This window comes from Kribbella sp. NPDC050459 (assembly GCF_040655315.1).
In the GTDB taxonomy this organism is placed as follows: domain Bacteria; phylum Actinomycetota; class Actinomycetes; order Propionibacteriales; family Kribbellaceae; genus Kribbella.
Genome location: NZ_JBFAJQ010000015.1, coordinates 53542 through 73853, shown reverse-complemented (window position 1 = coordinate 73853; position 20312 = coordinate 53542). Strand labels below are relative to the sequence as shown.

Here is a 20312-nt window from a genome sequence, read left to right as displayed (position 1 = left end):
TGTGCCGGTGACGGACCTGAAGCACGACGCCTACCCACGTTCCAGCACGTACGACGCCGAATGGCTGCTGGCCCGCGACATGGGCCCGAATCCCCTGTGGCTGCTGGAGGATCTCGCCCGCGACCTCGACCTGCGCCCCGGCCAGCGTGTGCTCGACCTCGGCTCCGGGAAGGGCGCCACCTCGGTGTTCCTCGCCAAGGAGTACGGCGTCCAGGTCTGGGCCGCCGACCTGTGGATCGACCCGACGGACGCCGCCGCGCACATCGACCGCGACGACGTCGTGACGCTGAAGGCCGAGGCCCATGCGCTGCCGTTCGCGCAGGGGTTCTTCGACGCGATCGTCTGCATCGACGCGTACGAGTACTTCGGCACCGCGGACAACTACCTGCCCTACATCACGAGCTTCCTCAAACCCGGCGGCCAGTTCGGCGTCGCGACGCCCGCGATGCGGCAGGAGGTCCGCGAGCTCGGCCACATCCCGGAGCACATCAAGAAGGCGGTCGGGTGGGAGGCGCTCGCCTGGCACACGGCCGACTGGTGGCGGTTCCAGTGGGAGATCACGGAGCTCGTCGACGTCACCGCCGCGCGACTGCAGGACAACGGCTGGGCCGACTGGATCCGCTGGTCGCGCGCGGTTTCGGAGTTCCGCGGCGAGGACAAGAGCACCCTCGAGATGCTCGAGGCCGACAAGGGTCAATACCTGACCTTCGCCGTCCTGGCCGCCCGCAAGCGCTGACCCGCCTGGCATGCTGGGGGCATGAGCTGGGCTGTCTATGCGATGCGCGGACCAGGAGGCGTACGGCGCCTCGACGATCTACCGGTCGACTACGAGCCGCCGGCGGTGGGTCTGGTGACCGATGTGGTGGCCACCGTCCGGGAAGTGGTGCCGGACGTGGACACGAGCAAGCCGTCCTGGCTGGCGCTGCGAAGTCCGGAGTACGACGTCGAGATGACGATCGGCAAGGGCGTCGAGGTCCGGGACATCACCTTCTACCTGAACGACGGCCCGCGCTCGATCCCGATCGTGATGGAGATCAGCCGGCGGCTCGGCGTCACGCCGTACGACACCGAGTCCGGCGATTTCCTCACCGAGGAGTCCCGGCCGCCGGTCCCGCCGCCGATGACGCCGGACGAGATCAAGATGAACAAGCCGAAGTGGTGGAAGTTCGGCCGGAAGTAGTTCCGGGCCGGCTTGCCCTCGGCGTTGCCGCGCGGGCTAGAATCAGGACGATCGTACAGGACGATCGCCCTGGAGGATGCGATGGCACCGACGGCGAAACAAGGCCAGGCTGTGCGGCAGCGCCTGCTGGCGGCAGCTGCGGAGCTGATCCCCGAGCGCGGCTGGTCGGCGGTGAGCACGCGGATCCTGGCGGACCGCGCCGAGGTCACACCGAGCGTCGTGCACTATCACTTCTCGTCGGTCCAGGAGGTGCTGTCCGAGGCCGCGATCACGGCCATGCGTCAGGTGCTCGCGGTCACCGACGAGCTCTTCACGTCAGCGACCACTCCGGCCGCGGGGGTCGACGCGATGCTGGCCTCGGTCGAGCAGTACGACGGGACTGACCCGATGTCGCTGCTCTTCGTCGAGACCTACCTGGCCGCGACCCGCGACGAGCGCCTGCGCGCGCAGGTCGCCGACTTGGTGACGGACTTCCGCACCCGCGTGGCCGACTGGCTCGCGATCCACCAGGTCGCCGAGCCGGCCGCGACCGCGGCCGTGCTCGCGGCGACCGTCGACGGCCTGCTCCTGCACCGGGCTCTGGGTCCAGATTCCCCTGGCGCGACTGCCGTTCTGCGAAGGCTGGTGAGCTGACAATGCACGCGATCATCTGTGGCGCCGGAATCGCCGGACTCGCGCTGGCGAACCGCCTGTCGGCGCTCGGCCAGGACGTCACCGTCCTCGAACGCAGCCCGGGGCCGCGCCCGCAGGGCTACATGATCGACTTCTTCGGCCCGGGGTACGACGCGATGGCGGCGATGGGCCTGCTGCCCGCGCTGCAGGAGGTCGCCTACCACGTCGAGGAGGCGGTCCTGGTCGACGCGCACGGCCGGAAGCAGGCGGGGATCAACATCCTGCAGTTCGCCGAGGGCGACGTGCTCAGTGTGATGCGGCCGGACCTCGAGCAGGTCCTCCGCGAGCACCTGCCGAGCGCTGTCGACCTGCGGTACGGCGCGACGCTCGCGGGCGTCACGCCGCGCGCGGACGGCGTGCGGGTCGCGCTAGCGGACGGGGCGACGCTCGACGGCGACGTGCTGATCGGTGCCGACGGCATCCATTCCGCCGTTCGCCGGCTGGTGTTCGGGGCGGAGTCGTCGTACCTGCGGTTCCTCGGGTTCCACACCGCGGCGTACACCTTCGACGCGCCGGAGATCCACGACGAGGTCGGCGGGCGGTTCTGCCTCACGGACACGATGGACAGCCAGTTCGGGTTCTACGCGCTGCGGGACGGGCGGGTGGCGTCGTTCGCGGTGCACCGGACGGGGGATCCCGCGGTACCGGCGGATGCGCGCGCGGCGATCCGGTCGACGTACGCGGATCTCGGCTGGGTGGTGCCGCGGGCGCTCGCGTTGTGCCCCGGCGACGAGCAGATCTACTACGACCAGGTCGCGCAGATCGTGATGCCGCGGTGGAGTTCGGGGCGCGTCGTCCTGGCCGGCGACGCATGCGGGGCCGTCTCGCTGCTCGCCGGACAGGGCGCGTCGCTGGGGATCGCCGGGGCGTTCGTGCTCGCGGAGAAGCTGATGCGTTCGGCGTCGATCGAAGCGGGGACCGCGGAGTACGAGCGTGTGTGGCGACCTGTCGTCGAGGAGAAGCAGCAGGTCGCCCGCTCGGCGGCGCGCTGGTTCCTGCCCGGGTCGCGGGCCGAACTGATCGCGCGCCGGGTGTTGCTGAAGGTCCTCAGGCTGCCGGGGCTGCGGAGCCTGCTACCGGCCGCGCTGGCGGGAAAGCCCACCACCCTGATCCGGGGTCTGCAGCCGACGCGCTGATTCACGGCCTGGTCGCAACGAGGGTGCCGATCTTGTTGATCCGGTGTTCGGGGTTGCCGAGTTCGTCGTGCCAGTAGTTGCCGGCCGCGTGATCCTCCGGGGTGGCGCAGGTGGAGATCGTGATCATGGCGCTCGTCGGCGTGGCGCCGGGGTTGCCCGGTACGGCGGCGTTCTGCTGCGCCTTCTCGGCGGGCTTGCGGAACGAGATCGTCATCGTCCGGGTGACCACGTAGTCGTACTCGGTTCCGCCGGCGGTCACCAGGATGTGGTCGCCGTTACGCAGGTCCGGCGCGTGTTCGAGGGGCCGGTTGTGGCTGACCCGGTGGCCGGTGACGATGAAGTTCCCGATCTCGCCGGGGCCGACGCCGCCGGCCCGGCCGCGCGGGCTGGCGGCGAAACCGCGGTCCTGGATCCGGGTGCCGGGGCGGTCGTCCGCGGTGCCGGTGTAGGCGACCACGCGCAGGTTGCGCACGCCGATGGCAGGAATCGACATCGTCACCGGCCCCGCCGCCGTCGGCCTCGCGGGCGTCGGGGTACGGGCCGGGGATGTCGGCGCGGAGCTGGACGGCGCGGGGCTCGACCGAGTCGCGCTGGTTGGCGGGTCAGCAGTAGTTGGCGGGGCGGAGCTGGTGGACGGCAGGGGCGACTCGCCGGACGGAGCGACGTCGCTGCATCCGGCCAGCGCCAGCACCACGACCAGAGCGCCCACCAGCCTCACCCCTCGACGGTAGACACAAGGGCCGAAAACTGCCCGAAAGGGCAACCGCTCGGCCGCTCGACAGGCCTCAGCCCGGCAGGCTCGACAGGTAGTGCACCCGCGAGACGCCGTACGCGCGGACCCGATCACGCTCAGGTGCACTACCCGCCCCGCCGACACCTCCTGTCGAGCGGGCCCTCAGTCCAGCAAACTCAGCTCGGCCGGTCCGAGCCGCAGAACGCCGGACGTGAGCGGCGTCGCACGGATACCGCCGCGCCCGCGCAGCGCCTTCATCGCGCCGGGCGCCAGGACCTCGTCCATCCAGGCGCACGGATTGGCCGGCCGGTTGGCCTGGAAGGTGACCGGTCCGTCGCCCGAGTCCAGCACGAACTGCCGGCCGGCGACCCGCGTACCGTCGGCGGAGCGGTGCGCCGCGAGTTCGTCGATCGGGAAGCCGCGCAGGACGATGTTGCGCCGCGTGAGCCGTGGGTCGAGCGGTGCGGGCAGACCGAGCTTCTCCTGTACCTCGTCCAGCGCAGCCGCATCGATCAGCGTGACGGCGGCGTTCTTGTGGATCGACTGCGCGTAGTACCGGTCGCCGACGATCCCCAGGCCGGCGCGGAGCTCGATCGACGCGCGGTCGGTCGGCTCGGGGTCGGGGCGCGGCCCGTCCTGCGGGCGCCCTTCGTACGCGTGCCGGCTGGAGACCACCAGTGCGATGACGTCGACTCTCATGGTTCAGCCCCAGGTGAGCGGGTCGAGGAGACGGAAGAAGTGCAGGCGGCGCTGGTCCGGATCCGGGACGCCGTACGCCTCGAGGAACGGCGCCGGGTCGGCCGACCACTCGTCGTGGAGCTGGATCGTGGTGAGAGCGAGGTCGCTGTACCGGTCGGCGACGCCGAGCCGGCCGAGGTCGATCAGCCCGGTGACCGCCAGGGTGTCAGGGTCGAAGAACACGTTCGGCAGGCAGGCGTCGCCATGGCAGACGACGGGCTCCAGGACACTCTCGACATAAGGGCGCTCGGCAACAACCTGCGCCAGCAGTTCGGCAGGATCCAGCCGGCGCCACTCGTCGGTGAGGAACTGCGGATTCACCGCACCCCGCCGTACGACGTCGGCCGCGGTCGCGATCACCTGCTCCAGTGGACGCTCGAACGGGCAGTCCTTCAGTGCATGCAGGTCGCGCAGCGCTGCACCCAGACTCCGCATTGCGCGCTCGTGGGTGCCGGGCGGCAGAGTGTCGGCAGGCACGCCGGGAACGGCCGACGTCGTCAGGCACGCACCGTCGGGCGAGTCCGTCCAATCGACGACGGTCGCCCCGGGGAAGCCTGTCCCCGCGAGCCACTCGACGCGGTCGCGCTCGGCTGTCAGATCCGCGATCCCCTCGGGTCCGCAGCACTTGGCGAACACGTCGCCGCGCCGGTAGACCGACAGACCGGACTCGCCGATGTCGACCGGGGTCCAGTCGTCAGACGATGGCGTGAGCAAGTCTCTCCCTCGTGTGCTGGAGGATCGCGGTCACCGGCCGCCCGGTCACCAGCTTGCCGTCGGCAACGAAACCTTCTTCGCGACCGGTCAGGTCCTGGATCAGCCGCTCCCGCCACAGGTCCCGAAGCTTGGGTTGATTCTTCACCAGGTTCCGCAGCTCACCGGGATCGTCGACCAGGTCGAACAGCTGCTCCACGCCGCGCTCGGATCCCCAGACGTACTTGGTCTTCCCGTCCGTCACCCACTGGATCGACTGCCCGAAGTGCAGGTGTTCGCCGTGCAACCACTCCCGCACCGGCACCGACTCCCCGCGCAGGAACGGCGCCAGCGACACCCCGTCGACGGACGACGGGATCGGTACGCCGGCCAGGTCCAGCAGCGTCGGCATCAGGTCGCGCAGCTCGACCACCTGATCCACCACCCCACCGCGCACAGAACCAGCCGAAGGGCGATCCGCGACGATGAACGGCACCCGCGCCGACCCCTCGTACGGCACCGACTTCCGGAACATCCGGTGGTCGCCCATCATCTCGCCGTGGTCGGACGTGAACGCGAAGATCGTGTCGTCGTACACCCCGAAGTCGACCAGCGCCTCGCGGATCCGGTTGATCTGCAGGTCGATCTGCGCCATCAGGCCGTAGTACCCGGCCCGGGCGCGGTGCACGACCCGGTCCGGTAGGTCCCCGATCGACGCCTGGTAGTCCCCGTCCCGGCGGAACTCGTCCCAGTCGCCTTCCCAGTCCCCCAGCTCCCGCTCGTACGGCGGGAGCGCGTTGTACTGGTCGAACGCCCACGCCGGCGGGTCGTACGGCGGGTGTGGCCGATGGAACGACAGGTACAGGAAGAACGGCCGCGACGGGTCCCGCCGGTACAGCCACTCGATCGTCTGCGTGCCGATCCAGTGCGTCGGGTGCAGCTCCTCCGCCTTGTCCCACGGCCGTGCGACCACCGAGTTGCAGTTCACCCCGTGATCGAAGTACTCCGCGTCCGGCGACACCCCGGGCTGCCGCCGCAGCCAGGGCACGTAGTCGTCGAAGAACCCGAACTGCTGACGATGCGTACGCCGGGCGTGGTGCAGGAACCCGTCGTGCAGGACCACGTCGTCGAACCCGAGCCGCGCCCGCTCCGGCCAGACGTGCATCTTCCCGATCGCCTGCGTGTGGTACCCCGCCCGGCGGAACTCGCCCTGCACCGTCACCGGATGCGCGGCGTCGAACGGTACGCCGTCGGTGTACCCGACCCGCCCGTGCCGCTCCTGCGACTGCCCGGTGAACAACGCCACCCGGGCCGGCACGCACGTCGGCGTCGCGGAGTACCCGCGGCTGAACCGCACCCCGGTGCGAGCCAGTTCGTCCAGATGCGGCGTCTCGACGTACGGGTGGCCGGCGCATGACATCGCGTCCCCACGCCACTCGTCGACACAGATCAGTACGACGTTGGGTTGACTCAAGAAGACTCCCGAACGATCAGCTGCCAGGGGAAATCGAACACTTCGCCGGGCGCGCCCTCGCGGTCCGTCAGCCGCCCGACGATGATCTTGGCCAGCGCCTCGTTGAAGTCGACCGGCCCGACCGTCGACAGCGACGGGTCGAGGTGCTCGCCCTCGGGCGTGTTGCCGACGCCGACGATCGCCAGTTCCCGCGGTACGTCGATCCGCAGCCGGTGCGCCGCCCGGACCGCGGCGATCGCGGCGAAGTCCGTCGTGCAGTAGATCGCCGTCGGCCGATCCGGCTTGGTGAGCAACGCCATCGCGGCGCGGTACGCGCCCTCGGGATGCTGCTCGAAGATCTCGATGTCTTGGTCGCGGATCGGCTTGTCCGCCGCGCGCAGGGTGTTCAGGTAGGCGTCGAAGCGGGCGAACCCGGTGGTCCGTGAGGTGAGCGCGCCGACCCGGTCGTGATGCTCCAGCAGGTGCTCGACCGCGAGATGGCAGCGCGGCTCGGCGCCGGACCGGATCACGTCGAAGCCCTGCGGCTCCAGGGTTTCGCTGAACACGACGATCTGCACGCCCTGCGCCGCGAACGCGGCCAGCTCCGCGATCTGCTCCGGGTCCGGCGCGATGCTGTCGATGAAGATCACGTCGGGCGTCCGGTTCGCCAGCACGGTGCGCCAGTCCCCGTCGGCGACGATCAGCGCGGTCTTGCCGAGCGGGGTCACCGCCGTACTGACGGTGGCCGCGACCGCCTGCGACCACGGGTCCGCGAGCACGTTCAGCGACAGCAGGACCAGGTCCGACTTGCCGGTCCGGATCGCGCGGGCCGCGTCGTTGCGCCGGTAGCCCAGGCGCGACGCGGCCTCGCGGACCCGGTCCGCTGTCGAGTCCTTGATCGTGTGGCTGCGGTGCCGTCCGGACAGCACGTAGGACACGGTCGCGACCGAGACACCGGCCTCCTTCGCGACCATCCGCAGCGTCGGCCGCTCAGCCAAAGGTGAGGACATATGTCGATTCTTGCAGATCAGCCCTTGACCGCACCGGTGATGACGCCCTTGGTGAAGTGCCGTTGGAGGAACGGGTACACCATCGCGATCGGGACCAGCGCGACCACCACCACGGCCATCTGCAGGGACTGGGGCTGCGGCGGCGGATGAACGCCGAGCTGGTCGGCGGACAGCGACTTGCCCTGCAGGACGTAGGTCCGCAGGATCACCTGGACCGGCCACTTCGACGTGTCGTTGAGGTACAGCAAGGCGTTGAAGAACGCGTTCCAGAACCCGACCGCGTAGAACAGGCCGACGACCGCGATCACCGCCTTCGACAGCGGCATGACGATGCGGCGCAGGATGGTGAAGTCGCTCGCGCCGTCGATCCGCGCGCTCTCCAGCAGCTCGCCCGGCACATTCATGAAGAAGGTGCGCAGGACAACGAAGTTGAACGCGCCGAGCGCGCCCGGCAGGATCAGCGACCACAGGCTGTCGAGCAGTCCGAGCTGCTTCACCACCAGGAACATCGGGATGATGCCCGGCGCGAACAGCAACGTGAACAGCACCATCAGCAGCACCGGCCGCCCGAACAGCACCGGCCGCGACGTGGCGTACGCGAGCGCGATGGTGACGGCGAGCGCGATCGCCGTACCGACCAGCGTCACGAAGACGCTGACCAGGATCGCCCGTCCCATCAGGCCGCCGGAGAACAGCGTCTGGTACGCCTTGAACGTCGGATGCGACGGCCACAGCACGTAGCCGCCCGCGTCGATGATGTCCTTGTCGCTGGCCAGCGAGGTCGAGATCACGACCAGGATCGGGATCACGATGACGAGCGCGAAGCCGCCCAGTACGACGGCCTTGATCGCCTGGTACGCCGGAGAAGGGTTCTCCTTCCACACCGGTCTCATGAAGCGCCTCGTTTCTGGAAGATGCCGGGCTCACCCAGGCGGTGGGCCAGCGCGTTGGCGCCCCACAGGAGGAGGGCTCCGACGACGCCCTTGGCCAACCCGGCCGCGGCGCCGCTGCTCCAGTCACCGCCGACCACGCCGGCGTAGTACGTGAACGTGTCCAGTACTTCGGCGGCGCCCGGTCCGACCGAGTCGCGTTGCAGGATGAACTGCTCGAAGCCGACGCTGAGGATGTCGCCGATCCGCAGGATGAGCAGCAGCACGATGACGGTGCGCAGCGACGGCAGCGTGATGTGCCACAGCCGCCGCCAGCGCCCGGCGCCGTCCGCCGCGGCGGCCTCGTACAGCGACACGTCGACCGTGGTCAGCGCCGCCAGGAAGATGATCATCGCCCAGCCGGCGTCCTTCCAGATCAGCTGCGCGACGACGAGCAGCGGGAAGGTGTCCGGGTTGGTCATGAACGGGATCGGGTCGAGGCCGGCCTGCCGGAGCAGGTTGTTGACGAACCCGGCGCCGCCGAGCGACTGCTGGAACAGCGTCACGACCAGCACCCAGGACAGGAAGTGCGGCAGGTACGCGATGGTCTGGAACCAGCGCCGAAAACGGTTGCTGACCAGCGAGTCGACGATCAGCGCCAGCCCGATCGGCACCGGGAAGAACAGCAGCAGCTGGACGCCGGCCAGCACCAGCGTGTTCCGCAGCGCGTCCCAGAAGTCCGGGTTGTCGTACAGGTTGAGGAAGTTCTGCAGGCCGTTCCACTCGCTGTGCATGATGCCGAGGTACGGCTGGAAATCCTGGAAAGCGACCACGTTTCCGAGCACCGGCAGGTAGAAGAACACCAGCAGGAACAGCACGCCGGGGATCATCAGCAGCACCATCTGCCAGTCCCGGCGCCATTTCGCCTTCAGCGGCAGGCCGTTGGCGACCTGCCGCTTCGAGGAGTTCGGCTTCAGCATCGATCAGGACCCGGTGACCGGCACGCTCGACGGCAGCACGGCCGCGAACTCGTCGCGCATCTTGTCACCGCCGCCGGACTTCCAGCGCTTCAGCGCCGCGTCGTACGCGTCGATCTTCTGGCGGCCGGTGACGATGTCCACGATCGTGTCCCGGAACGCCGCGGTCAGCTTCGGACCGACCTTGCTGCTGGTGTCGGAGTACGTGCCCGCGGTCGGGTTCCGCATCGCGAACTTCAGCAGCTGCTGCTCGGTCGCGTAGATCTTCTTGGTGTCGTCGGGGTACGCCGGGTTGAAGATCACGCTCTCCGGCGAGTTCATGATCTGCAGCGCACTGACCAGACCGGGCGCCTGCTGCTGGCCGGCCTTCGTCAGCACCGGGTTGTGCTGCGCGTCGAGCTGGTACTGCTGGCCCTCGACGCCGAAGTTCTTGACCAGGTACTCCTTGGTGCCGAACGGCGCGGACAGGTAGTCCATCAGCGCGAGCAGCTCGCGGATGCGGCCCTCGTCGGTCTTCTTGAACGGCGTGAACCCGACGGTGCCGTAGCCCATGTCGTAGACCGGCTTCGCCTTGCCGTCGTGGCCGAACGGGATCATCGTGTCGACGAACAGCGACGGGTCCAGCGCCCGGAAGTCGGCGGTGGCCCGCGGGCCGACCACGACCTGCGCGGCGATCTGGCCGTTCACGGTCTTCGGCGTGGCGTCGGCCAGGTTCAGGTCCGGGTAGAACACCTTCGCGGCCCAGAGCTTGGCGGCGTACTCGACGGCGGCCTTGTAGTTGTCGGTCTCGTACAGATGGGTCAGCGACCGGTCCTGGTTGACCCGCCAGCCGTTCGGGGCGCCGAACCACTCGCCGAACATGTGCAGCATGTTGATGATCGCCGGCTCGAGCGCGTAGTTCGTGCCGTTGGTCAGCTCCTTGCACTTGGCGAAGAACTCGTCCGCGGTCGCGCACTGCAGGCCGCCGACCTTCGCCCAGGTCTTCGGGTTGCCCATCATCACCTGGCCGAACGGCGTCGACGGGATCGGGGCGCCCCAGATCTTCCCGTTCACCACCGCGGTCCGCCAGGAGGCCGGCTTGAGCGCGGCCAGGTTCGGGTACTCCAGCACGGCGTCCCCGGACAGGTACTTGGTCAGGTCCTGGAACTTCGCCTCGAGCATCGGGCCGATGTTCGGGATGCCCTGGTTCGGCGGCAGCCACATCAGGTCCGGCAGCGAGTCGCTGGCCAGCAGCGTCGCGAACTTCTCCGGGTAGCCCGGGTCGGTGCCGATGGTCAGCCGGAGCTCGCCGCCGAGCGCCTGGTTCAGCGCCTGCCACATCGGGTTGCTGCCCATCGGCGGCGGAGGCGTCGCGAAGGTCTCGGTCAGCGCGGTGACCGGGCCCTTCAGCGGCGGCGCCTTCACGCTGGCGACCGCGTCCGCCGGGAACTTCAGGAACCCGGGCTCGAGGCCGGACTCGGCGCCCGGCAGCTCCGGGTGCAGCCCCTCGAACGGCTTGTACGTCGGCAGCTTGAGCTCGCCCGACGCTTTCGCACCACCGTTCGACGCCCCGCCGTCACCACAGGCCGCGAGCGAAGAGGTGGCAATCGCCGCACCGGTCACCTGCAGGAACCGCCGCCGACTGATCATAGTTGCTCCAAGTTTCGAAGAAGTGCTCACTAACACTCACTTAAACGTTAACCCGGACCGTAAACCTCCCCCGCCCCTGGATGCAAGACGTGGGCAGCAAAAGAGCCGGCGGCCGCGGGGACTCGAGAACCCGCGGCCGCCGGCCGTCGCAGAAACCTCAGCGTGTCGTCAGCAGCGCACGACCAGCCCGGTGAGCGCGCTGCAGCTCTTCGTGGCCTTGTCGTTCGTCGCCACCGGGTCGTTCGGCGAACTCGCCGTCCGCTGCGCCGTCGCGGTCAACGTGCCGGCCGTGAGCATCCCGGTGTTCGCCGTCAGCGTCCGGGTCACGGTCTCACCGCTCGCCAGCGTGGCGAAGTCGCAGTTCGCCGACCGGGTGGTCCCGACCCGCGTGCAGGTGCTCGCGTAGTACGCCGTCGCGGCCGGCGCCGTGGCGACCACCCGAACCCCGGTCGCCGCGTTCGGCCCGTTGTTCTTCACGGTGATCGTGTACGTGATCCGCGCCGTCGTCACCATCTTCACCGAGGCACTCAGCGCGACGGCGATGTCGGCCGCCTTCGGGACGATCGTGATCGTCGGGCCCGACAGGATCTCGTACCCGTAGTTGTCCGCGAACAACTGGTTCCGCAGGATGAACGGATCCAGCTTGGTGTCGTCCCGCACCCGCAGCGTCCACACCACGGTCCGGGTCTCGTGCGCGCCGACGTCACCGAACGAGGCCCGGACGTGCGTCCCCTCGGCGGTGAAGCAGTTCGCGCCGGTGCAGCTGACCAGCTCGATCCAGTCGGTGAGCGTCTGGTCCTTGGCGTACAGCGCGGCCTTGGCGCCTTCGAGCGTGAAGTCGCCCTTGTTGTACACGGTCTGCGTGACCGTGAACGTGTCCCCCGGACTCAATGTGGTCGCACTGACCTCCACCGCGCTGGTCGGCGGATCCTCGGCCGAGGCCGCGAGCGGCGCGGTCAGCGACGCTCCGAGAATCCCCACGATCAGCGCAGCACGAATCAACTTCAAGGCATGCACAACTTGCCCCCCTTGTTCCCCATGATCACCCCAGCTGCCCCCACAGCCCGCCGACGGCGGTGCAAGCAGTATGTAGTCGGCACTGTCCGTGGTCAACCGTTCGGCGACCGTGGCGGGTTCGTTGCGGTTCGTTGCGGCCGGCAAGGTCCTAGAGCGACACGCGGCCCAGGAGTTCCTCGACGCGTTCGGTCCGGCCGGTGCGGCAGTGCCGCTCCCAGTCTTCGCGGGTCAGCGTGTCGCCGACGAGTTCGAGGGCCTCCGCGAGCTCCTCCTCCCGGTACGGATTCGGGATCTCCAGCCGCTCGCCCATCGCCTCCTCGGCGCCGAACAGTTCCGCTGCGCGGACCGGATCGCCGCGGCGGATCAGAAGGTTCATCACGGTGTTCGAGAACGCCATCGTGAGAGTCGGGCTGCCGAGCGCCACCACGGTAGGAACCAGGCCACGGGCCAGCTCGCCGGCCTCGTCGAGACGGCCGGCGAGGGTCAGCAGGTAGGCCAGGTTCTGCCCCACCACGGCGAGCTCGTGCACGTCCCCCTGCGACTCGGTGATCCTCAGCGACTCGCGGAGCAGCTCCTCCGCCTGCTCGAAGTTGCCGAGGTCCTCCTCGATCCCGCCCAGGTGGTTGAGCACCCGGGCCAACCGCCACTCGTCGTCCAAGGAGCGGAGCCGCGCTACGGCCTCGGTCAGCGTCGCCCGCGCCGCGCGGGTGTCCCCTCGCTGGCCTTGCATCGAGCCGAGCACGGTCATTCCGTACGCGATACCGGCCGGATCGCCGAGCCTCCGGGCCATCTCGACGCTGCGGGCTGCCACCTCTTCGGCGTGCTCCGCCTCCCCCTGGATGAGCAAGACGTTGCTCAATCCGCGCAGACAGGCGGCCAGCTCCGGCGAGGACGTCGTACCGGCGGCGGTGACGACCTGCTCGTGCCAGGCGCGGCTCTCGGCCAGATAGCCGCCGACGATCCAGACCCAGGCCAGGGCCGAGCAGAGCCGGAGAGCGGTCCGTACGTCGTGGCCGGTCGCCCAGCTGAGGGCGGTACGGAAGTTGTCGAGGTCGATCTCGGCACGATCGAGCGGCAGGTCGGACGTGGTCTTCTTGGTGTTCTCGATGATCTCGGCAAGGTCAGCGTAGTAGCCGGCGTGGAGACCGCGGACGCCGGCATCCTCGTCCGTGGCTTGTAGCTCGTCGGCGGCGTACTGGCGGACGGTCTCCAGCATCCGCACCCGGGTCCCGTCCGGTCCGTCGTACACCGTGATCAGGTTGGCGTCGTGCAGCTCGGCGACGGCGTCGAGCAGGTCGATGCCAGTGGCAACTTTCTCGACCGCGGCCAGGTCGGCGCCGCCGGAGAAGACGGCCAGGCGGCGGAACGTCCGGCGGTGCTCCGGCCCGAGCAGCTGGTACGACCAGGCGATCGTCTCGCGCAACGTCCGCTGCCGTTGCGGCGTCGCCGCACTCGTGGACGCCATGTCGAGCAACTGGTCAACCCGTGCGAGCAGCTCCTTGACGCTGAGCAGCCGGATCCGCGGTGCGCAGAGCTCGATCGCCAGCGGCAGCCCGTCGAGCCGGCGGCAGATCGCGACCACGTCGGCGGTGTTCCCGGCGGTCAGCGTGAACGCGGGCCGAACGGCCTGCGCGCGTTGCACGAACAGCTGCACGGCGGCCGAGTCGGCGCCGTCCGCGATCGGCAGCGGCAGCACCGGATGCTGGTGCTCGCCGGTGAGTCCGAGCGCTCGCCGCGAGGTGGCGATCAGCTGCACGTGCGGCGCGCCCTCGATGATCTCGGCGACGACCTTGCCGGCGTCCGGCAACTGCTCGAGGTTGTCGAGGACGAGTAGCAGGGTTCGCTGGGCCAGGTACGCAACGACCCGGCCGCGGTCGCGCGGCGGGATGTCGAGGACCTCGGCGATCGTCGTCCACAGCACGGGTGCGGACGTGACGGCCGCGAGCGGGACGAAGTACACACCCCCCGGGAACCTGGTGGTCAGCTCCGCGGCCGCGCCGATCGCCAGCCGGGTCTTGCCCGCTCCGCCCGGACCGGTCAGCGTGACGAGGCGTACGTCGGGCCGCCCGAGCAGCTCGCCGATGCGCTCGAGATCCGGCGCGCGCCCGAGCAGCGGGGTCGCCGGCGACGGCAGGCTCGTCGACGTACCGAGAGTGCGCGGCGGCGGGAACTCGAGTTGCAGACCGTCGACCGTGACCTGGAACAGGTGCTCGGGCTCCGGGATGTCCTTCAGGTGATGGGTGCCGAGATCGCGCAGCGTGACACCGTCGGGCAGTTGGGTCAGCTGACCGGTGACCGCCGACACCACGATCTGCCCGCCGTGGGCGGCCGCCCCGATCCGCGCGGCGAGATGGACGTCCATCCCCCAGTAGTCACCGTCGTACACGCCCGGCGTACCGGTGTGGATGCCCATCCGCACCCGCAGGCTCTCGTTGCCAGGCCACGCATGCCCGGCGAGCTGTCGCTGCCCGTCGGCCGCGGCCCGGACCGCGTCCCCGGCGGTCCCGAACACGACGAAGAAGCTGTCGCCCTCGGTCCCGATCTCGGTTCCGCCGTACGCCGTCCACACGGCGCGCAGGATCCGCCGGTGATCCTCCAGCGCGTCCAGGTACCGGTCGCCCAGCCGGCGCAGCAGCAGCGTCGACCCTTCGATGTCCGAGAACAGCATGGCCACCATGCCCCCACCCATGCCGCCAGTCTCGGATGCGCGCGGGCGATGCGCCAGGGTCAACCGATGCCGGTGGTGCTCTCGCGGACGACGAGACTGAAGGGCGCCTGCCGGCGGACGGGGTCGGCGCCGGGGCGCTGGTCCTTCAGCGCCTGCAACGCCAGCCGCGCGATCGCGACCCGGTCGGGCGCGACGGTGGTCAGAGTCGGGAGGGTCGCGAGGTCGTACGGGATGTCGTCGAATCCGACCACGGCGACGTCCTGCGGCACCCGCAGACCGCGCAGGACGAGGGCCCGGATCGCGCCCATCGCCAGCCAGTCGGTGGCCGCGAAGACCGCGTCCGGCGGCGCGTGTCCCGAGTCGAGCCACTCGCCGAGGGTGCGCTCGGCGTCCTGGCCGCGCAGGCCTCCGGTCGGCAGCACGATGTCCTCGTCGACCGGCAGCCCGGCGGCGGTCAGCGCGTCGCGGTAGCCGTTGATCCGCTCGTCGTCCATCCGCGGCCCCGGCGCGAGTGCCATCACCTGCCGGCGGCCGAGCTCGAGCAGATGCTCGGTCGCCACCTTGCCGGCCTCGCGGTTGTCGATGCCGACGTGATCCGCGTGGTGCCCGACGCCGGCCTTCTCGCCCAGCAGCACCAGCGGCAACGCCGGATCGCGGCCCTGCACGTCCTCCGCGGTCAGCCCGAGCGGACTCATCACGATCCCGTCGAGGCGGGCCGGGTGCCGCTCGGTGAGCAGGGCGAGCTCGGCCTCGCGGCGACCGCCGGTCTGGTGGAACTGGACGATCCAGCCGAACGACTCCGCCTCGTCGAGCATCCGGGCCGCGAGCGAGGCGAAGTACGGACGGTCGAGCTGCGGTACGGCGAGCGCGATCACGCCGCTGCGGCCCTGGGCCAGGTTGCGGGCCGCGATGTTCGGCCGGTACCCGAGCTTGTCGATCGCGGCGAGCACCCGTTGCCGGGTCTCCTCGCGGACGTGCTCGGCGCCGTTGACGACGTTCGACACCGTCTTCATCGACACACCGGCCGCCTCGGCGACGTCGGTCAGGCGCGGCCTCATAGCTGGCAGGATCTCATTTGAGGCCGGTGTGGGCCATTCCGGCCAGGATCCGCCGCTGGAAGATCACGAACACCACGACCACCGGCACCAGCGTGACGACGCTCATCGCGAACAGCGCTCCCCATTCCGAGCTGCCGGTGGCGTCCAGGAACCCGCGCAACGCCACCGGCACGGTCAGCCGGGTCCTGGTCGACAGGTAGATCAGCTGGCTGAAGAAGTTGTTCCAGGTCCAGATGAACGAGAAGATCGCCGTCGTCACCAGCGCCGGCGACAGCAGCGGCAGGATGATCCGCCGGTAGATCCCCCACGCACCGCAGCCGTCGATCCGCGCGGCGTCGTCGAGCTCGACCGGGATCGAGCGGATGAACTGCACCATCAGGAACACGAAGAATGCGTCGGTGGCCAGGAAACTCGGCACGATCATCGGCCAGAACGTGTCGATCCAGTTCAGGTTCCGGAAAATCGAGTACTGCGCGATCAGTGTGACGTGACCGGGCAGCATGATCGTCGCCAGCATCAACCCGAACAACGTTTTCCGGCCCACGAACCGGAGCCGCGCGAACGCGTACGCGGTCAGCGAGCAGGTCAGCACGTTGCCGATCACGACCGCGGCGCAGATGATCAGCGAGTTCATCAGGTAGATGCCGAAACTGGTTCCGGTCGACGACCAGCCGAGCGCGTAGTTCCCGAGCGTCGGGCGCTCGGGGATCAGCCCGGGGTGCTCGAAGATCTCGGTGTTCGGCCGCAGCGAGGCGCTGATCATCCAGAGCAGCGGGTAGAGCATCACCAGTGCCCCCGCCGCCAGCCCGGTGTGAGCCAGGAGGCGTTTCATCGGCGTGCCCCTTCGTCTCCGTAGAACACCCAGGTGCGGCCCAGGACGAAGTTCAGCCCGGTGAAGACTGCGATGATCAGCAGCAGCACCCAGGCCATCGCGGCGGCGTACCCCATCCGGAAGTTTCCGAACGCCTGCTGGTAGAGGTACAGCGTGTAGAACAGCGTCGAGTCCGACGGGCCGCCCTTACCGCCGCTGATCACGAACGCCGGCGTGAACGCCTGGAACGCGCCGATGATCTGCAGCACCAGATTGAAGAACACCACCGGCGACAGCAGCGGCAGCGTCACCCGCCAGAATCGTTGCCATCGGCCCGCACCGTCGACCTCGGCGGCCTCGAGCACCTCATCGGGGATCTGCCGCAGACCCGCCAGGAAGATCACCATGGGGGCGCCGAACTGCCAGACCCGCAGCACGATCAGCGTCCACAACGCCGTACCGGGCTCGGAGATCCAGCTGCGGCCGTGGATGCCGAAGACACCGAGGACGTCGTTGAGCAGGCCGTCGCTGCCGAAGATCTGCTGCCACAGCAGGGCGATCGCGACGCTGCCCCCGAGCAGGCTCGGCACGTAGTACAGCGCTCGGTAGACGGCCAGGCCCTTGAGCCCTCGGTTGAGGAGCACGGCGACCGCGAGCGCGAACGCCATCTCGAGCGGGACCGAGACGCCGACGTAGATGAAGGTGACCTTGAGCGACTGCAGGTACCGCGAGTCCTGGAACAGGGTCGTGTAGTTGTGCAGCCCGGTCCACTCGGGGGTGTTGAGCAGCGCGTAGTCGGTGAACGAGTAGTAGAGCGACAGCAGCATCGGGCCGATCGTCAGGCCGAGCAGCCCGATCAGCCAGGGCAGCAGGAACAGGTACGCCGGAACGCTCTGCCGGAGCCGGGCGATCACTGCCCGAGGGTCTTTCCGGCCAGGTCGACGAACTCCTGCGCGCCGGCCGCCGGCGTGGTCTTTCCGAAACCGATGTTCTCCGCGATCCGCCCGAACCCGGTCAGCAGTTCGCCGTACCCCTTGGGCCACGGCTTCGGCGACGGACCGACCTTGCCCTCCAGGCCCTCGACGTACGTGATCGCCCGGGCACCGGCCGATCCGGCGTCCGCGGACACCAGGTCACGCGCCTTCTTCGACGGCGGGACGCCGAGCAGGATGCCGATCGCCTTGATCGCCTTCTCGTCGTTGAGCAGGAACCCGATCAGTTTCGCGGCGTCCTCGGGATGCTTGCACGCGGCCGAGACGCACCACAGGTCGAGGCCCTTGACGAACTGGCCGGACAGGTCTCCGGCCTTGCCCTGCGGGACCGGGAGCACGCTCAGCGGGCCCTTCACCAGCGGCTGGTAGAAGGTGACCTGCTGGACCCAGCCGAACTGCAGCGGCGCCTTGCCCTTGGCCACCAGCGACTTCTCGATCGCGGTCGTCTCCGCGCTGATGTTCTGCGGCGGGGCGGCCTTCGCGTCCCGCAGCCCGGCCCAGTACTGGAACCACTCCTGGACCGTGTCCTTGCTGGCGGCAAGCTTTCCGCCGTCGTCGGAAAACAGTTCCGTGCCGTGCTGGCGCGCGTACACCTCGAACAGCTGGAAGTTTCCGGCCTGGTCGGTGGAGCCGTAGGAGCCCTGGACCGATCCGCTGTAGTCCCGGGCGAACTCGGCGAAGGCGTCCCAGGTCCAGCCCTGGGCCGGGACCGTGCCGCCGGCGCGCTTGACCGCGGCCTCGTCGACGTACATCGCGTAACTGATCGAGCTCTGCCCGATGCCGTAGTTCTTGCCGTCGGCGACACCGCTGCTCGCGACGTCCTTGTCGAGCCCCGTCGCGTCGATCCCCAGCGACCCGAGGTCCTTCAGCGCGCTGCGGCCCGCGTAGTCGCTGAAGTAGCTCATCGACATCCGCAGGACGTCGGGTGCGTTGTTGCCGGACGTCTGCGTGGCGAGCTTGTCCCAGTAGTCGTCGAACGGAGCGCTCTCCGCGGCGTACTCCGCGCCGCCGCTCGATTTCCAGGCCTCGAGGGCCTTGTTCAGGGCCTTGGTGACCGGGTCGGGGCCGTACCAGGAAACGCGCATCGGGCCGGACTTCCCCGAGCAGCCGGGGAGCGTGATCGCGGCGGCGGTGGCGGCGCCGAGGCCCAGCAGGGTGCGGCGGCTAAACGTGTTCATCGTGGATCTCCTTGGGTGCCCAGCGCCAGTTGTGGGGCAGGCGGAGCGAGGTGTAGTTGCCGTTCGGGAGGTCGTCGGTCAGCCGGGCCTGCCAGCGGGCGAGCTGGTGCAGGAGGCCGGCGCGGACGGCCAGCTGTGCGTCGTCGTCGAAGAGGTTGGTGAGCTCGGCCGGGTCGGTGTCCAGGTCGTAGAGCTCACCCTCGAGATCGGCGTGCACGATGAGCTTCCAGTGGCCGCTGCGGATCATCCGGGCGGCACCGGACTGCGTGACGGTGTTGAGTTCGTCGAACGTCGGGCCGTCGTAGGTGAAGTGCAGCGGCGGCCGGGCGGTCACGTCGTACGCGCGGCCGCCGAAGCCCTGCTCGGCGACGATGCTCCGGAATTCCGTTTCCGGCGCCGCCTCGCCGTGCGCGAGCGGGAGCAGGCTGCGGCCCTGGACGCCGTCGGGGATGGGTTGGCCGACGGCTTCGCAGACGGTGGGGAGGACGTCGACGATCGACACCGGTTCGTCGCGTCGCTGTACCTCGACGCCGTCGCCGGTGACGATCAGCGGGATCCGCATCAGGAACTCCGACAGGCCGGCGCCCTTGCGCTGCAGTCCGTACTCGCCGACGTAGTCGCCGTGGTCGGCGAGCACGATGGTCAGTCGTGGTCGTTTCCGTCGGGTTTCGAGACCCTCGTGCAGGCGGCGGATCTGGTCGTCGAGCAGACGGAGCATGCCGAGGTAGTTGGCGGTGTAGCGACGCCAGTTGTCGTCGTACCCGGGTCGTTTGTCTTCCTGGAGTTTGCGCAGCCAGGCGTAGCTGCCGCCCTTGATCTCGGTTGCCTTGGGCCCTGTTGTGCGGTCCGGGACGTCCTCGGGTTTCACCAGGTCGAAGTACGGTCGCGGGACCTGGTACGGGTTGTGGGGCTCGGGGTAGGAGACCCAGAACAGGCCCGGCCGGTCCGGGTCCGCGTCGTGCACCGCTTGCAGCGCGTCGGTGGTGATCCGGTATGGCAGCTGCGTTTCCAGGGCGTGCGGTGTCGGCTCGTCGGCGACCCCGTGGTCGAGGCGCTCGAGCCAGTCGTCGAAAGCGTGTTCCGCCGCGTTCCGTTCCGGTCCTTGGGTGTGGAAGTACGGTCCGGCGAAGGTGTCGAAGTCCTGCGCGCCGCGGGGCATGTGCGGTTTGCCCGCGAAGTGCAGCTGGTAGTCCGCGGTCCGCAGGACGTCGAGCAGGTCCTGGTCGTAGCGGGCGTACTGCGCGTTGCTGTTCTGCCGCACCTGGTGGACGCTCGGGAACCGCCCGGTGAGCAGGCTGGTCCGCGCCGGAACACAGGCCGGCGCGGCCGTGTACGCGTTCCGGAAATCCGTTCCGCGCTCCGCCAGGCCGTCGACGAACGGCATCGTGTCCACCGGATACCCACTGCGCCGCGTCAGCCCCACCCGCTGCTGGTCGGTCATCACGATGACGATGTCGGGACGCATCGGCCTGCTTTCTCTCGGCGGATTTACAGCGCTGTA

20 protein-coding genes are annotated in these 20312 nt (G+C 69.3%); 5 read left to right on the top strand and 15 right to left on the bottom strand.

Going from position 1 to position 20312, the window contains the following annotated elements; all coding sequences use genetic code 11:
* Nucleotides 1-7: 7 nt before the first annotated feature.
* The 4 genes from AB0I12_RS35280 (at nucleotide 8) to AB0I12_RS35265 (ending at nucleotide 2988) form a co-directional block, all read left to right on the top strand.
* The gene (locus AB0I12_RS35280) at nucleotides 8-736 is read left to right on the top strand and encodes a methyltransferase domain-containing protein (protein WP_359938363.1); all 729 of its coding nucleotides are present in this window, start codon (nucleotides 8-10) and stop codon (nucleotides 734-736) included.
* A 21-nt stretch (nucleotides 737-757) separates the two neighbouring features.
* The gene (locus tag AB0I12_RS35275) at nucleotides 758-1180 is read left to right on the top strand and encodes a hypothetical protein (RefSeq protein WP_355696031.1); all 423 of its coding nucleotides are present in this window, start codon (nucleotides 758-760) and stop codon (nucleotides 1178-1180) included.
* 81 nt (nucleotides 1181-1261) lie between these two features.
* On the top strand, nucleotides 1262-1813 hold the full coding sequence (locus AB0I12_RS35270) for a TetR family transcriptional regulator (protein ID WP_359938360.1): 552 nt from the start codon (nucleotides 1262-1264) through the stop codon (nucleotides 1811-1813).
* Between the two features lie 2 nt (nucleotides 1814-1815).
* Nucleotides 1816-2988: an FAD-dependent monooxygenase gene (locus AB0I12_RS35265; RefSeq protein ID WP_359938357.1), complete on the top strand. Its 1173-nt coding sequence runs from the start codon at nucleotides 1816-1818 to the stop codon at nucleotides 2986-2988.
* A gap of 1 nt (nucleotide 2989) precedes the next feature.
* Here AB0I12_RS35265 and AB0I12_RS35260 read toward each other — a convergent pair whose 3' ends face one another.
* Entirely contained in the window at nucleotides 2990-3481 is a 492-nt protein-coding gene (locus tag AB0I12_RS35260) for a class E sortase (RefSeq protein ID WP_359938354.1), read from the bottom strand.
* Between AB0I12_RS35260 and AB0I12_RS35255 the strand changes: the two genes are divergently transcribed.
* A complete protein-coding gene (locus AB0I12_RS35255) occupies nucleotides 3465-3719 on the top strand; it encodes a hypothetical protein (RefSeq protein WP_359938351.1) in 255 nt (84 codons plus the stop codon). The two genes, AB0I12_RS35260 and AB0I12_RS35255, sit on opposite strands and share 17 nt — an antisense overlap.
* Nucleotides 3720-3883: 164 nt before the next feature.
* Here the strand turns inward: AB0I12_RS35255 and AB0I12_RS35250 are convergent, their stop codons facing one another.
* The 14 genes from AB0I12_RS35250 to AB0I12_RS35185 all read right to left on the bottom strand — a co-directional run bounded on the left by AB0I12_RS35250 (nucleotide 3884) and on the right by AB0I12_RS35185 (nucleotide 20276).
* The gene (locus AB0I12_RS35250) at nucleotides 3884-4420 is read right to left on the bottom strand and encodes an MOSC domain-containing protein (RefSeq protein ID WP_359938348.1); all 537 of its coding nucleotides are present in this window, start codon (nucleotides 4418-4420) and stop codon (nucleotides 3884-3886) included.
* Nucleotides 4421-4423: 3 nt separating this feature from the next.
* Nucleotides 4424-5173 (bottom strand): aminoglycoside 3'-phosphotransferase, encoded by a 750-nt coding sequence (locus AB0I12_RS35245; RefSeq protein ID WP_359938346.1) that lies wholly within the window; start codon nucleotides 5171-5173, stop codon nucleotides 4424-4426.
* The gene (locus AB0I12_RS35240) at nucleotides 5154-6623 is read right to left on the bottom strand and encodes an arylsulfatase (RefSeq protein ID WP_359938343.1); all 1470 of its coding nucleotides are present in this window, start codon (nucleotides 6621-6623) and stop codon (nucleotides 5154-5156) included. The genes AB0I12_RS35245 and AB0I12_RS35240 overlap by 20 nt, the downstream gene beginning before the upstream one ends.
* Nucleotides 6620-7612: a LacI family DNA-binding transcriptional regulator gene (locus tag AB0I12_RS35235; protein ID WP_359938340.1), complete on the bottom strand. Its 993-nt coding sequence runs from the start codon at nucleotides 7610-7612 to the stop codon at nucleotides 6620-6622. The genes AB0I12_RS35240 and AB0I12_RS35235 overlap by 4 nt, the downstream gene beginning before the upstream one ends.
* A 17-nt stretch (nucleotides 7613-7629) precedes the next feature.
* Entirely contained in the window at nucleotides 7630-8505 is an 876-nt protein-coding gene (locus tag AB0I12_RS35230; RefSeq protein WP_355474079.1) for a carbohydrate ABC transporter permease, read from the bottom strand.
* Nucleotides 8502-9461, bottom strand: coding sequence for an ABC transporter permease subunit (locus AB0I12_RS35225; RefSeq protein WP_359938337.1), 960 nt, complete (start codon nucleotides 9459-9461; stop codon nucleotides 8502-8504). Before AB0I12_RS35225 ends, AB0I12_RS35230 begins: the two co-directional genes overlap by 4 nt.
* A 3-nt stretch (nucleotides 9462-9464) precedes the next feature.
* Nucleotides 9465-11087, bottom strand: coding sequence for a sugar ABC transporter substrate-binding protein (locus AB0I12_RS35220; RefSeq protein ID WP_359938335.1), 1623 nt, complete (start codon nucleotides 11085-11087; stop codon nucleotides 9465-9467).
* 168 nt (nucleotides 11088-11255) lie between these two features.
* Nucleotides 11256-12095 carry a hypothetical protein gene (locus AB0I12_RS35215; RefSeq protein ID WP_359938332.1) on the bottom strand — a complete coding sequence of 280 codons (840 nt, stop codon included), beginning with the start codon at nucleotides 12093-12095 and terminating at the stop codon, nucleotides 11256-11258.
* Between the two features lie 157 nt (nucleotides 12096-12252).
* On the bottom strand, nucleotides 12253-14793 hold the full coding sequence (locus tag AB0I12_RS35210; protein ID WP_359938329.1) for a tetratricopeptide repeat protein: 2541 nt from the start codon (nucleotides 14791-14793) through the stop codon (nucleotides 12253-12255).
* Between the two features lie 38 nt (nucleotides 14794-14831).
* Nucleotides 14832-15830 (bottom strand): LacI family DNA-binding transcriptional regulator, encoded by a 999-nt coding sequence (locus AB0I12_RS35205; RefSeq protein ID WP_359938326.1) that lies wholly within the window; start codon nucleotides 15828-15830, stop codon nucleotides 14832-14834.
* Between the two features lie 13 nt (nucleotides 15831-15843).
* Nucleotides 15844-16662, bottom strand: a complete 819-nt coding sequence (locus AB0I12_RS35200; RefSeq protein ID WP_359938323.1) for a carbohydrate ABC transporter permease — start codon at nucleotides 16660-16662, stop codon at nucleotides 15844-15846.
* Nucleotides 16659-17555, bottom strand: a complete 897-nt coding sequence (locus AB0I12_RS35195) for a sugar ABC transporter permease (RefSeq protein ID WP_359938320.1) — start codon at nucleotides 17553-17555, stop codon at nucleotides 16659-16661. Before AB0I12_RS35195 ends, AB0I12_RS35200 begins: the two co-directional genes overlap by 4 nt.
* On the bottom strand, nucleotides 17552-18811 hold the full coding sequence (locus tag AB0I12_RS35190) for an extracellular solute-binding protein (RefSeq protein ID WP_359938317.1): 1260 nt from the start codon (nucleotides 18809-18811) through the stop codon (nucleotides 17552-17554). The genes AB0I12_RS35195 and AB0I12_RS35190 overlap by 4 nt, the downstream gene beginning before the upstream one ends.
* Entirely contained in the window at nucleotides 18798-20276 is a 1479-nt protein-coding gene (locus AB0I12_RS35185) for a sulfatase-like hydrolase/transferase (RefSeq protein ID WP_359938314.1), read from the bottom strand. Before AB0I12_RS35185 ends, AB0I12_RS35190 begins: the two co-directional genes overlap by 14 nt.
* Nucleotides 20277-20312 lie beyond the last annotated feature (36 nt).

Bases quoted from the DNA above. Each gene is read 5' to 3' on its own strand.
- AB0I12_RS35270 (WP_359938360.1), top strand. From the start codon at position 1,262: ATGGCACCGACGGCGAAACAAGGCCAGGCTGTGCGGCAGCGCCTGCTG.
- AB0I12_RS35225 (WP_359938337.1), bottom strand. From the start codon at position 9,461: ATGCTGAAGCCGAACTCCTCGAAGCGGCAGGTCGCCAACGGCCTGCCG.
- AB0I12_RS35260 (WP_359938354.1), bottom strand. From the start codon at position 3,481: ATGTCGATTCCTGCCATCGGCGTGCGCAACCTGCGCGTGGTCGCCTAC.
- AB0I12_RS35205 (WP_359938326.1), bottom strand. From the start codon at position 15,830: ATGAGGCCGCGCCTGACCGACGTCGCCGAGGCGGCCGGTGTGTCGATG.
- AB0I12_RS35235 (WP_359938340.1), bottom strand. From the start codon at position 7,612: ATGTCCTCACCTTTGGCTGAGCGGCCGACGCTGCGGATGGTCGCGAAG.
- AB0I12_RS35200 (WP_359938323.1), bottom strand. From the start codon at position 16,662: ATGAAACGCCTCCTGGCTCACACCGGGCTGGCGGCGGGGGCACTGGTG.
- AB0I12_RS35255 (WP_359938351.1), top strand. From the start codon at position 3,465: ATGGCAGGAATCGACATCGTCACCGGCCCCGCCGCCGTCGGCCTCGCG.
- AB0I12_RS35210 (WP_359938329.1), bottom strand. From the start codon at position 14,793: ATGGGTGGGGGCATGGTGGCCATGCTGTTCTCGGACATCGAAGGGTCG.
- AB0I12_RS35190 (WP_359938317.1), bottom strand. From the start codon at position 18,811: ATGAACACGTTTAGCCGCCGCACCCTGCTGGGCCTCGGCGCCGCCACC.
- AB0I12_RS35185 (WP_359938314.1), bottom strand. From the start codon at position 20,276: ATGCGTCCCGACATCGTCATCGTGATGACCGACCAGCAGCGGGTGGGG.
- AB0I12_RS35230 (WP_355474079.1), bottom strand. From the start codon at position 8,505: ATGAGACCGGTGTGGAAGGAGAACCCTTCTCCGGCGTACCAGGCGATC.
- AB0I12_RS35275 (WP_355696031.1), top strand. From the start codon at position 758: ATGAGCTGGGCTGTCTATGCGATGCGCGGACCAGGAGGCGTACGGCGC.
- AB0I12_RS35220 (WP_359938335.1), bottom strand. From the start codon at position 11,087: ATGATCAGTCGGCGGCGGTTCCTGCAGGTGACCGGTGCGGCGATTGCC.
- AB0I12_RS35265 (WP_359938357.1), top strand. From the start codon at position 1,816: ATGCACGCGATCATCTGTGGCGCCGGAATCGCCGGACTCGCGCTGGCG.
- AB0I12_RS35250 (WP_359938348.1), bottom strand. From the start codon at position 4,420: ATGAGAGTCGACGTCATCGCACTGGTGGTCTCCAGCCGGCACGCGTAC.